10 protein-coding genes are annotated in these 11,837 nt (G+C 44.4%); 4 read left to right on the top strand and 6 right to left on the bottom strand.

Features of this window, described 5'->3' with window-relative positions:
• Positions 1-318 precede the first annotated feature (318 nt).
• On the bottom strand, positions 319-2,091 hold the full coding sequence (locus tag GC098_RS18245; RefSeq protein WP_171644625.1) for a methyl-accepting chemotaxis protein: 1,773 nt from the start codon (positions 2,089-2,091) through the stop codon (positions 319-321).
• Between the two features lie 243 nt (positions 2,092-2,334).
• Here GC098_RS18245 and GC098_RS18250 point away from each other — a divergent pair, with 243 nt between their 5' ends.
• The gene (locus GC098_RS18250) at positions 2,335-3,270 is read left to right on the top strand and encodes a diacylglycerol/lipid kinase family protein (RefSeq protein ID WP_171644627.1); all 936 of its coding nucleotides are present in this window, start codon (positions 2,335-2,337) and stop codon (positions 3,268-3,270) included.
• A 1-nt stretch (position 3,271) separates the two neighbouring features.
• Here the strand turns inward: GC098_RS18250 and lplT are convergent, their stop codons facing one another.
• The 5 genes from lplT to GC098_RS18275 form a co-directional block, all read right to left on the bottom strand.
• Positions 3,272-4,441, bottom strand: a complete 1,170-nt coding sequence (gene lplT / locus GC098_RS18255; protein ID WP_171644629.1) for a lysophospholipid transporter LplT — start codon at positions 4,439-4,441, stop codon at positions 3,272-3,274.
• A 15-nt stretch (positions 4,442-4,456) separates the two neighbouring features.
• Positions 4,457-6,616, bottom strand: a complete 2,160-nt coding sequence (locus tag GC098_RS18260; RefSeq protein WP_171644631.1) for an AMP-binding protein — start codon at positions 6,614-6,616, stop codon at positions 4,457-4,459.
• Positions 6,617-6,954: 338 nt separating this feature from the next.
• On the bottom strand, positions 6,955-7,113 hold the full coding sequence (locus GC098_RS18265; protein ID WP_171644633.1) for a hypothetical protein: 159 nt from the start codon (positions 7,111-7,113) through the stop codon (positions 6,955-6,957).
• Positions 7,114-7,135: 22 nt separating this feature from the next.
• The gene (locus tag GC098_RS18270) at positions 7,136-7,549 is read right to left on the bottom strand and encodes a VOC family protein (RefSeq protein WP_246358700.1); all 414 of its coding nucleotides are present in this window, start codon (positions 7,547-7,549) and stop codon (positions 7,136-7,138) included.
• An 11-nt stretch (positions 7,550-7,560) separates the two neighbouring features.
• Positions 7,561-8,292: a glycerophosphodiester phosphodiesterase gene (locus tag GC098_RS18275; protein ID WP_171644635.1), complete on the bottom strand. Its 732-nt coding sequence runs from the start codon at positions 8,290-8,292 to the stop codon at positions 7,561-7,563.
• Between the two features lie 207 nt (positions 8,293-8,499).
• Between GC098_RS18275 and GC098_RS18280 the strand changes: the two genes are divergently transcribed.
• From GC098_RS18280 to GC098_RS18290, 3 genes are all read left to right on the top strand, one after another.
• On the top strand, positions 8,500-9,456 hold the full coding sequence (locus tag GC098_RS18280) for a carbohydrate ABC transporter permease (RefSeq protein ID WP_171644637.1): 957 nt from the start codon (positions 8,500-8,502) through the stop codon (positions 9,454-9,456).
• Positions 9,453-10,274 (top strand): carbohydrate ABC transporter permease, encoded by an 822-nt coding sequence (locus GC098_RS18285; protein ID WP_171644640.1) that lies wholly within the window; start codon positions 9,453-9,455, stop codon positions 10,272-10,274. The genes GC098_RS18280 and GC098_RS18285 overlap by 4 nt, the downstream gene beginning before the upstream one ends.
• A 95-nt stretch (positions 10,275-10,369) precedes the next feature.
• Positions 10,370-11,761, top strand: coding sequence for an ABC transporter substrate-binding protein (locus GC098_RS18290; protein ID WP_171644642.1), 1,392 nt, complete (start codon positions 10,370-10,372; stop codon positions 11,759-11,761).
• Positions 11,762-11,837 lie beyond the last annotated feature (76 nt).

Genomic DNA, 11,837 nt, shown 5'->3' on the forward strand with positions numbered 1-11,837 from the left:
CGCCACTTTTGCTGCATTCCGGTCCTCCGAGACGCCTATTTCTGCCTTCTCAGAACGCAACATGCTACTTTACTTAGAACATCTGAAAAGTGCATTTTGACCTCACATTGCGCTTTAGCACCATTCCCACACTTTAGCAATGAATTTCATCGCCTCAGCAGACATTACGGAGGTTCCGGACGCATACTCCGATTTTAAGCGTGTTTTTCTCACTATCAAGTCTCTTCCACGCGCTCCCCGTACTTTAGCGATGAATACATCCGTTTCCGCGGCAGCACAAACAAAAAAACCGCAGGCAAACCGCCCGCGGTCATCTCTCTAAACCGTAAATTTCTGCAAAGAAATTTGTAATTCCTCGGCCAGTCCTGCCAAGGATTTGGCCGAATTCTCAATTTCCTCGGTCGTCGACATTTGCTGTTGGCTGGCAGCCGATGTCTCTTGACTGACGGAAATCCCTGTTTCCGAAACAGCACTCACGATACCCATCACTTGTTCTATGCGTAAATTAGCATCAACAAGTTGGTGTATATTCGTGTTCACACTCTCCACTTTCGCATTCACTTTCTCAACGGATGATTCGATATGGACGAAGGATTCTTGCGCCTTCCCAGAAATCGATAATCCAACTTCCACTTTGCCTGCTCCTGCATGCATGGAGCTTACAGCGTGATTGATTTGTCTTTGAATCGTGGAAACAAGCTGTGTAATGTTGCGTGCAGACGATGATGATTGCTCAGCAAGCTTACGCACTTCCCCTGCTACAACCGCGAACCCGCGACCCGCTTCACCAGCACGAGCTGCTTCAATTGCAGCATTCAAAGAGAGAAGATTCGTTTGAGTAGAAATTTCGTTGATCACATTGACAATCTCACCGATTTTGTGCGCATTTTTACCTAATGCTTCAATCACATCGTTGACTTCGCGAACAGCATCGGAGATTTCGGTCATTTGACCGGCAATCGAGACAACGGATTGTTTGCCGTTTTGTGCTGCTTGGGTAGCTTGTTCTGCGAGCTCAGCAACCTCTTGGGCTGACTCATCAATGAGCTTCGTACTTGTAAGCATTTGCTGAACAGCCTCATTCGCTTGATTCACGCCAGCAAACTGCTTATCAAAATCTTCGGATAGCTTCTGGCTGGATGTCGCTACCTGCTTCGCAGCCATGGAGCTTTGCTCCGAACTCGCTAAAAGTTCTTCTGAACTCGCTGATAGTGTCAACGCATTCTCAGCAATCTGTTTGACTAAGCTGCGCAAGCTTTCGGTCATGACATTAAAGGAGCCTGTTAATTTACCGACCTCATCCTCATAAGGGTAGTCACCTTTTATAGAGAGATCACCGCTCGCCGCTTTCTCCATATGCTCTTGCAGTTTGCGAATTGGCATCGTAATAATCATATTCAAAGCGAGTGCATTTGCCGTCATTACGATGATTGCGAAAACAATGGTAAGGATAATGACCCAGTGAGAAGTCTTTGAGTCTGCGCTGCTCGAACGCTGAAATTGTTCTGCTGCAAATTCTTTGAGCAGTACCAATTTGTCCAATGCCTCAATCGTTTTATCACCTTGAGGTGAAACCTCATTGTTATACACTTGGTAAGCTACTTGATTATTTTGGGTAGCATGTTCAATCGTTTTAACGATAACATCGCGGTACTTCAGATTCAGTTCCTCAAAGCTTTTAAAAGCATCAGTTTCCTCTTGATTTAAAGCAATTCCCGCTAGTTTAGTAACCAACTCTTTATTCTTGGCACTGTTTTCATCTAATTTAACTTTTAATTTGACCTTGTATTTCACATCAGTCGAAAGCATCATCTCTAGCAGATTCGCTTCGGTTTCATTAAAATTTGATTTCAATTGATTAATCCATTTGACAGATAGCAGACTTTCCTCGTACATTCTAGTAGAATTACTAGACATCTTATCCATATAATAATAACCCGTAATACCTACAATTAGTAGGAACAAAATAGCGATAGCGTTCATAAGCAGCAGTTTAAAACGTAATTTAAGGTTTCGAAGGATGGACAGGTTAGCTCTCATATTTCTTACGTTCTTCAAGTTACTCGCATTCAATTTCGTTTTGAATTTCAAAGTCTCCCGTTCTCCTCCCGAGTGATAGATCTTGTAGTCTTACTACTTGTCCAGTACACTACTAAACCATTCCAATTGCGTAATGTTATGAAACATCACATGAAAGATTTTTAATTAACCTACGGTTTATTCTACAAAACAGTGTTCACGATGTAAAGACAAAATTAGGTAAAAAGTATCATAAAACCAAGAAATTACACATACAATTTATTCCATTTTCATGATAGATCGGAGATAAATGAAATGAAGTTGATCGGAATTATCGTGAATCCTCTTTCGGGGGATGGTAGAGGAGCTAGCATATGGAGAGAAATAGAGACTTATCTACAGTTAAACCATATCTCACATCTGGCAAAAGTAACGACAAAGGCGGGAGAAGCCACTGAGCACGCCATCACTCTTGTTCAAGAGCACCGTGTCGATAAGCTGATCGTGATCGGTGGGGATGGAACGATTCATGAGGCTTCCGGAGGGTTATGGCACATACAAAATACCGGATTAAACTGTCCACTTGCGGTCATTCCTGCTGGAACAGGTAACGACTTCGCCAAAGCTTATGGCATTCCTACTCAACCTTTACAAGCCCTGGAAGCCGCAATATCGGAGACTAAAAAAGTTCAAATTGATATTCTACGTACAAGCAACGGAATGATTGCTGTGAATAGCATTGGGGCAGGTTTCGATGGCATGGTGGCTAAATTGACAAACGAGGCTGGCTACAAAAAATTTCTCAATCGCATTGGTCTCGGTAAACTGTCCTACTTTATCTCGATCCTAAGAGTGTTCGCCACTTATCAACCTTGCACAGCATGGTTAGAAGTTGACGGCACGGTTCATGAATTGCCAAACATGTGGCTGGCAGCTGTCGCCAATATTCCCTTTTACGGTGGCTCCATGCAAATATGCCCTGCTGCCTCTCCTCACGACGGCGTAGCCGATATTGTCGTGATTCAAAGCAGAGGGCGATACCAATTGCTGCCGATTCTTTTCACTGTTTATCAAGGTAAGCATATTCATCATCCCGCTGTTTCTTTCTATAAAGGAACGTCGATTTCACTTCGCACACAAATTCCTTTACTGGTCCAAGCGGACGGAGAATTCGCCGGATCAACACCGCTCCAAATCGAGATTGTACCTTCTGCATTAACTGTAATCGGGTCATCTCTGAATGAAGGTTAACTTACACGACGATTTTCAAGCGTTGACGCTGTATAATCAGGTATCCTACGAAGCCAGCGAGTATAATAGCAATTCCAATGATCGAGATATCAGGTGATAAACCATCCTTGGATATTTGTGTATAAATGCCTACACCTGCAAGCATCATGGAATTTTCGAGGAAATTTTGAACAGCAATTGTTTTGCCTGCCCCCACCATTCCCTGTCCTTTATCTTGAAGCACGGTATTCATCGGTACGATAAATACGCCGCCGCTGAAGCCTACGAGAAGCAGAAGACCTATGGTGACATATAAGTTAGTACTAAGCGGGAACAGCAATATACTGATAATCATGACAATCCCAAATACATAGGAATTATAATATTTGCGAGCCGGAATCAATTTGGGCGTCATGAGTGCGCCAACCATAATACCTATGCCTGTGACGGCAACGAGCATCGAAATCTGATCAACAGACTGTATGCCTAGATGCGCTGGCACCCATGCGATAATCGCAAGACGGACGACGGAGGAAGTCATCCAGAATGAGCCCGTACCTACCAGAGAAAAGCGAGTCGTTCGATCTTTTAGCAAAAGCTTCATATCCGTTAGAAATGCCTTGGCCTCTTTGACGTATCGTATGCTCGAATTGCCTGAAATTCTAGGAATTTGCAGCGTTAAAAGTAATGAAATCAAGTATAGCGCGAAGCAAGCAACAATAGACCCAGTAAGCGAGATTTTCGCCAAAACGCCGCCACACACAGAGCCAATGAGAATAGCCATAATCGTATAGCCCTCAATACGTGCATTGGCTCTCAGCAGTTCGCTTTCCGAATGCGTAAGTGAAGGCAGGATGCCATATTTGGCAGGTGAATATACCGCGGCTCCTATCCCGACAATTCCGTAACTGACAGCAGGATCAAGATGTAGGAACAGGGCTATAATTCCAATGGCTTTGATGGCGTTTCCGACGAGAAGGACCTGTGATTTCGCATTTCTATCTGCAAAAGCCCCAACGAACGGTGCAAAAATGACGAAGGCAATAAGAAAGCAGGCTTGCACAACGCCAATATAATAATCAGGGAATGCCTGTTGTTTAATGATCGCCAAGGTAATGAAGAGAATCATATTATCGGCAAAAGCGGAAAGAAATTGTGTCACATACAGCGTCTGAAGTGGATTCATTTTCATAACTTTTCGCTCCCTTTAGGTTTCGTGATTATCCTTCAAAGCCGATCGCTTGATCGTCACATAGTCTACTTTTCCACTTCCTAGAAGCGGCAGCTTTTCGGCATAACGAAGCTCCGAAGGCATGTAGAAGGAGGGATGACCCTGCTGTTTCATCGACTCTCTGATTTGCTGAAGCTGGACACCGGGGACATTATGATAGACAACAATTCGCTCCCCTTTACGCATATCCGGCACACTAACCGCTGCGCATATCGCCTCAGGCGGCAAGCTTGCAGTCACAAGCTCCTCCACCATCGGCAGTGACACTTTCTCCCCACCAATTTTGGCAAAAGACTGCAACCTTGCTTGAATCGAGATATACCCTTGATCATCCATTTGAACAACATCTCCGCAGCTATACCACTCTGGGCAAGGGACGAAGCCTTGACCATGAATGAGATAACCTTTCATCACATTCGGCCCCTTCACCAACAAGTTACCGCCAAGCTCAATTCCTTCTACCTTTTCCAAACGGTAATCCATACCTGGCAGTATTCGCCCCACTGTACCCTTCTTAGCGTACATAGGTGTGTTAAGCGAAATGACGGGCGCTGTCTCCGTTGTCCCATACCCCTCTAGAATACGAATCCCGAATTTATCAGACCAGGTTTGACGGACCTCCTCCTTCAACTTCTCAGCACCAGCCACGACATATTTCAGCGAGTGGGCAAAATCATACGGATGCGCTGTTCTCGCATAAGCCGATAGAAAAGTTGAAGTCCCAAACAGAATCGTAATATTGTGATCGTAGACTAGCTCCGGAATGACTTTATAATGTAAGGGATTAGGGTAAAGCACGACTTTCATACCGGAAAGGATGGGCAGCATCGTTCCTGCAGTCAATCCAAAGGAATGAAACATCGGCATCGCGCCAAGCACAATATCCGACCCGTTAAAGGCAATTACAGCCTTAGCCTGCTGAATATTAGCAAATACATTGCGGTGTGTAAGGACGACCCCCTTCGGTTTACTCTCACTGCCTGATGTAAAAAGAACAACTTCATTCTTTCCGGAGCCAACAGGTCCTTGAACTTTCCGAAGATAGTGAAAAATCCCGACACATTTATGTTTAAAAGTGATACTTTGTTTAACATCTTCGAGATAAACAATCTTGAAAGCGCCGCTAGCGGTATCAATAAAATCGGCAAGTCCCGCTTTGTCGATAAAAGCTTTAGACGTAATGATCGTCTTCACAGCGGCTGTTTCGCAAGCATCCAACATCGTCTGCTTACCAGCCGAATAATTCAATACCGCCGGTGTTACTCCTAATCGGAATAATGAAAACAAGGTGACCACATGTGCAGCAGCATTAGGCAATAAAACTGCAGCACGGTTCTGTTCCTTAAGAAGCTGCTTTAGAACCCCCGCCATCGTATACGTTGTGAGCAGTAATTTGCGGTATGTTAAAGCGGAGCCACTTATGATGTCTTCACATATAACCGTAGAAATGCCATGAAGTTTGGCAGCTATCAGCATCTCGTTGAATAAATTAAGCTCAGGCTTCATTCGACTTTCCAGCAAATGATTCTGCATGCGGTCGCGAATGATATCCGTTGCCCGCTCCTTCTGAATTCGCCTCGAGATATGTTCACTCATGGGTACTTGAAAAGCTTCGCCAAACGTGATGCTCACTGCCGGAAACCAGAACTGCTTCAATTTGCCGCGAAGATAAGATAGCTTCGAATGCTCAAGTCCATTAATCGCAATTGGCTGCATGCGTGCCTGTGATCTCAGAGCAATATAACCAATCCCACCATACACCTTCATCATGCCACCGGTTGTCGTGATTCGTCCTTCTGGAAAAACAACAAGCGGTGTTCCATTTTGCACGGTTTTCAGCATCTTTCGCACGGAGTATGGGTTCAACGGATCTACCGAGATATGCGTCCGAAAAAGGAGCAGCCAAGCAAAACGCTTTGCAATCCTTGTGTTTACAACAAATGCCACTTCCTTCGGCAGAATCAGAGCTAAAAGCACAGCATCCAGCAACGATACGTGATTAGGAATAAGCACCGTTTTCTCCGTCAAATCGAGCCGCTCCATCCCCCTAACTTTAACCTTAAAGCTTGTCATCAAGACTGGACGCAATAGAGGAAGTAACAGCTTTAACAGAGCAACAAACAACCATTTGATCATTGGGACTCCTCCTAAGAGCTTTGCTTTAGCAAAGCTATCTTCGTAAGCATCGGCTGAGCTTTGCTTTAGCAAAGCTATCTTCGTAAGCAACGACTGAGCTTTGCTTTGGCTAAACTGGATTCGTACGCATAAGCTTTTTAGGCTTCTATTAATACCTGATCATAATTCCATTGTATGCATTTGCCTGGAATCTGATAGTACTAACTTTGCGTAGTACCCGCTCTTGGAGGAATTATTTTCTGTGACTTTAACGTCCAATTTGCTTATTAGGGCGGAACGTCAGTTCGCTATTCGATAATAAATAGCCCTTTTCCGGCTCGAAGAGGAACGACGATTCGCTATTTGCCCTTTTTTGCTTGTTTTGTACAGGATTTGAGCGAAATAGCGAACTGACGTTCCGCAATTTGGTTATTTTCGTTAAAAACATCAAAATAGCGACCTCTCGTTCCGCCAATGAAGCTATCAATGAAAAAAAAGACCCATGCAACCAACTGCATAGGTCTCTCTCTCTAAAACATTTTAATTTCCATTAGGGACGTCACTGGTAATCGCCAAGGTATTTCCCTCTGTATCCCAGAAAAAAGCCATCCAAATATCGAAGCTGCCCATATTAGCTACCATATGCGGCTCACTAATAAAGGACACACCTCGTTCTAGAAAAGCCTCATAGACCTGCTTAATGTCCCCAACCTTATAATAAATGACAGAGCCAGGATGATTAAATTCAGGTTTTTCAGGAAGGCTTATCATCAATCGAATACCATTACAATCAAAAAAAGCCATTTGAGAAGCTTGAAACAAAAACTTCATGCCTAATGTGTCGCGGTAAAAAGCGACGGCTCTTGGAATGTCAGCTGCATTTACTGAAATTTGCCCAATTTGAGTTAAGCTGTTTTCGCTCATACGTTTCCCCTTCCAAACTATGATACCCATATTCTACCATACTACAGGTTTAATAGCTCCCTAAGTCTAGCTGGGTAATCGGTAATTATGCCTGAAACACCGGAAGCAATCATCCTACGATAATCGGCCAAGCTATTTACCGTATAAGGATAAACAGCAAGTCCAGAGGATACTGCCGCAGCAACATCTTCTTGTTCTATGAAGTGGTGATGAGGATGCAACGAAAACACGTCTACACCCATTTGCTCTGCATAAGCTGTATGATCAATAAGGTTTGCAGCGTACAACAACCCTACATTCACCTCTGGCTCGGCCTGCTTAATTCTGCGAATCACCTTGTGATCGAAAGAAGAAATGACCACATCCTCCATTCGGCTGCTTTCACGCAAAAATGCTAGAAGCGCCTTCTCCATTCGTCCTTCATAAGCATGCTTCACTTCCACATTGATGAAGATTCCTCGCGGCAATAAATCGAATACTTCACGCAAAAGTGGCAACCGTTCCCCCGTGAACGCCTCTGAGAACCAAGACCCAGCATCCAACGACGTCAACTCACTCCAACTGTGTTCGCAAATAAGTCCGGAGCCATTCGTCGTTCGATCGAGCGTAGCATCATGACATACGACAATCTCTCCGTCTTTCGTTATATGTACATCTAGTTCAATGCCTTCTGCACCTTGCTCCATAGCTAGTGCAAAAGAAGCTAGTGTATTTTCCGGTGCTTCCCCAGCCGCTCCGCGATGTCCAATTACAATCGGTTTATGTTTGTTCATTGATTGACACTCCCAACGTATAAGCTTCTACTATGATTAAATTATAGATGAAATGACTCGCTCTTGCCCAGTATTCATTCGTAAAGGTTACGTAAACATACTGGAAAAATATACAAATTATTAATCTCTATTTAACACGGGTCAAATAATGCATCGTTAAGCTAAAAACATAGTAATAGTCTAATAATGTTCGTGAAGGAGCACCACATGAATACGATGGATAGAGATTTACCACTTGCAACAACTAAGCCAAAAGCAAAAGCGGGACAACCTCCCCGTACGCTTATCAATCAAAAATTGACGGAAACGCTGATTGGTTATGTTTTCTTACTCCCTTCGATTTTGCTGTTTGCAATCTTTCTTTTTTACCCACTGCTTCAAACCTTTTATCTGAGCTTACACGAGACGGATCCGCGAGGCAGAGTTGCTTCTTACGTCGGTTTTGATAACTTCATTGCTATCTTCACTTCTGAGCGATTTTATAAAAGCTTGGAAGTCACAGGTCTTTTTACACTTCTTACGGTGCCAACTGGCATTGCTCTTGCGCTTTTACTCGCTGCACTTACACACAATCACTTGAAGGGTATGCGAATTTTTCAATTCATTTTCTCGCTGCCTGTTGTTCTATCCGTAGGAACCTCTGCGGTGATCTGGATGATGCTATTTCACCCGAGTGTCGGGATGTTGAATTACTTGCTGAGCATGGTTGGCTTAGAGCCAGTAGCTTGGTTAACAGATCCAAGGTGGGCACTGCTTTCCGTCTCGATGATGACGGTCTGGATGAATCTCGGCTTTACTTACATCGTTCTTCTAAGTGGTCTACAAGGAATTCCAGAAGAAATCTATGATAGCGCCAAAATCGACGGATCAGGTCCATTCCGTACCTTTATCCAAATCGTATTCCCCTTGCTTTCACCGACGGTGTTCTTCGTCACCATTGTGTCGATCATTGGTGCTTTTCAGTCCTTCGGACAGATTCACATTTTGACCAAAGGCGGACCTGTTAATTCCACAGATGTCCTTGTATACAGCTTGTATCAGGATGCTTTCATTAACTTCCGATTCGGGACTGGTAGTGCTCAAGCCCTTGTCCTGTTCACCATCATCCTTATTTTCACCGTTATACAATTTAAAGTTTTTGAAAGGAATGTGCACTATCAATGACCCATCGATTACAAAATACCTTCGTGTATGTACTGCTTGTCGTATTCGCTGCACTCGTTCTGTATCCTATTTTCTATACGTTTACCGCAGCATTCATGACACCGGAGGAAGCATCGGCCTATCCGCCCCGCTTCTGGCCGAGCAGCTTGTATATCGGCAGTATAGTCGCCGTGTTCCAATTAGTCCCCATCGGCAAATTTATAGCCAACAGCTTGGTCGTCTCGATTATCATTACCGCTGGACAGCTCATTACATCCAGCATGGCCGCTTACGCCTTTGCTAACATTCGTTTCAAGGGTAAAGCTATCTTCTTCGCGATATTCATGGCCACCATGATGATTCCATGGGAAGTCACCATCATTCCCAACTATTTGACGGTCAAAAAGTGGGACTGGCTCGATAGCATTCAGGGCTTAACCGTTCCATTCCTGGCGACTGCTTTCGGCACTTTCCTGCTGCGCCAATTTTTCTTACAGCTGCCTAAGGAGCTGTTCGAAGCAGCACGAATTGATGGCTGTGGGCACTTCCGCTGCTTTTTCCGAATTGTGCTGCCCCTAGGCCGCCCGGCACTTGCAACGCTAGCCGTCTATGCGTTCCTAAACTCGTGGAACATGTATTTATGGCCGCTTCTCATTACGAACAGCGAAGAAATGCGAACGGTTCAGATTGGCATCGCCATGCTTCAATTCGAAGAATTAACCGTTTGGAACTTGGTTCTAGCAGGCGTAACTATTGTTTTACTGCCTTCACTATTGCTTTTAGTACTCGGGTTGAAGCAGCTCGTTCGAGGGCTTACTGCTGGTGCTGTGAAAGGTTAGTCCCCATGTGTGATGGCTGCTCTGTTCAGCAATACGCTGACCCAGATTTCCATAAATAAAAAATAAAGAAACCAAAAGGGAGAGAAACAAAAAAAATGAAGACATTGAAAATGAGAAGTACTGCTATCGCAATTACAGCACTCATGGTGCTATTGACTAGCGCATGCGGCAAAGCTGAACCGACGACATCTGGCAGTACAACAGATACCAAATCATCCGCTTCTCCTGCTACCGCAGAAACGAAAAAATCAGCTGAACCAGTTAAGGTCATCTGGTGGCACTCGATGAGCGGTGAGCTCGGCAAAGCTGTAGATAAACTTGTAACAGACTTCAACTCTTCCCAGAAAGATGTTCAAGTAGAAGCTGTTTTTCAAGGCACATACGATGAAAGCTTAAATAAAATGAAAGCATCTATGGATAGCAAAAGCGGTCCTTCTCTTATTCAAGTATACGAAATCGGTTCCCGTTTCATGATCGATTCCAAGGCTATTACACCAGTTCAAAAGTATGTCGATGCTGATAAATTCGATCTCACCCAACTAGAAGATAACATTCTGAATTACTATAAATTCGATGGCAAACTGTATTCCATGCCTTTCAACACATCGAATCCGATCCTCTATTACAACAAAGACATGTTTAAAGCTGCCGGTCTTGATCCTGAAAAGCCACCAACAACCTTTGAAGACGTTGCCAAGGCTTCTCAAGCATTAAGCAAAGACGGTAAAGCAGGCGCATCCTTCGCTATCTACGGATGGTTCTTGGAGCAATTCTTTGCTGGACAAGGTGCCGAGTACCTTAATAATGGTAACGGTCGTACGACCGCAGCTTCGGAATCTATGGTGGGCAGTGAAGCGGGCGTGAAGACTTTGACGTGGTGGAAGCAAATGGTCGACAGCAAAACAGCTACTAACCTAGGACGCAAGACAGACGATACGAAGAAAGCGTTCTTGGCTGGACAAGTCGCTATGACATTAGATTCCACAGCCTCACTCCGCGGGATCGTAAGCGGTGCTGACGGTAAATTCCAAGTCGGAACCAGCACCCTGCCTAAACCAGCTGATGCGAAGGATGGCGGAGTTGTTGTCGGTGGTGCAAGTCTCTACATCTTAAACAACAAATCCGAAGCTGAGCAAAAAGGCGCATGGGAGTTCATTAAATTCCTGACAAACCCACAAACACAAGCTTGGTGGCACGTCAACACTGGCTACTTTCCAATTACAAAGAAAGCTTACGACGAGCAGTTGGTGAAGGATAACCTTGCCAAATATCCGCAATTCCAAACCGCAATTGATCAACTGCATAATACAAAAGCAAATAAAGCCACACAAGGTGCAGTAATGGGTGTCTTCCCAGAAGCGCGTCAGCTTGTAGAAACGGCGATCGAAGAAGCTCTTACAGGTAAGAAGGCGCCGAAAGAAGCACTGGACGCTGCTGCGAAGAGCATCACGGAGAAAATTGCCGCTTATAATAAGACAGTAAAGTAACTTGCAAACAACCAGCAGAAAAAGCAATTAGAAAGATAACTGGCGTCGGGACTACACCGGCGTCAGTTTTTTCGTA

Origin of the sequence: Paenibacillus phytorum (assembly GCF_013141715.1) — a bacterium.
GTDB classification, from domain to species: domain Bacteria; phylum Bacillota; class Bacilli; order Paenibacillales; family NBRC-103111; genus Paenibacillus_E; species Paenibacillus_E phytorum.

Bases quoted from the DNA above. Each gene is read 5' to 3' on its own strand.
- GC098_RS18275 (WP_171644635.1), bottom strand. From the start codon at position 8,292: ATGAACAAACATAAACCGATTGTAATTGGACATCGCGGAGCGGCTGGG.
- GC098_RS18270 (WP_246358700.1), bottom strand. From the start codon at position 7,549: ATGGGTATCATAGTTTGGAAGGGGAAACGTATGAGCGAAAACAGCTTA.
- GC098_RS18260 (WP_171644631.1), bottom strand. From the start codon at position 6,616: ATGATCAAATGGTTGTTTGTTGCTCTGTTAAAGCTGTTACTTCCTCTA.
- GC098_RS18265 (WP_171644633.1), bottom strand. From the start codon at position 7,113: ATGCAGTTGGTTGCATGGGTCTTTTTTTTCATTGATAGCTTCATTGGC.
- GC098_RS18290 (WP_171644642.1), top strand. From the start codon at position 10,370: ATGAAGACATTGAAAATGAGAAGTACTGCTATCGCAATTACAGCACTC.
- GC098_RS18280 (WP_171644637.1), top strand. From the start codon at position 8,500: ATGAATACGATGGATAGAGATTTACCACTTGCAACAACTAAGCCAAAA.
- GC098_RS18285 (WP_171644640.1), top strand. From the start codon at position 9,453: ATGACCCATCGATTACAAAATACCTTCGTGTATGTACTGCTTGTCGTA.
- GC098_RS18250 (WP_171644627.1), top strand. From the start codon at position 2,335: ATGAAGTTGATCGGAATTATCGTGAATCCTCTTTCGGGGGATGGTAGA.
- lplT (WP_171644629.1), bottom strand. From the start codon at position 4,441: ATGAAAATGAATCCACTTCAGACGCTGTATGTGACACAATTTCTTTCC.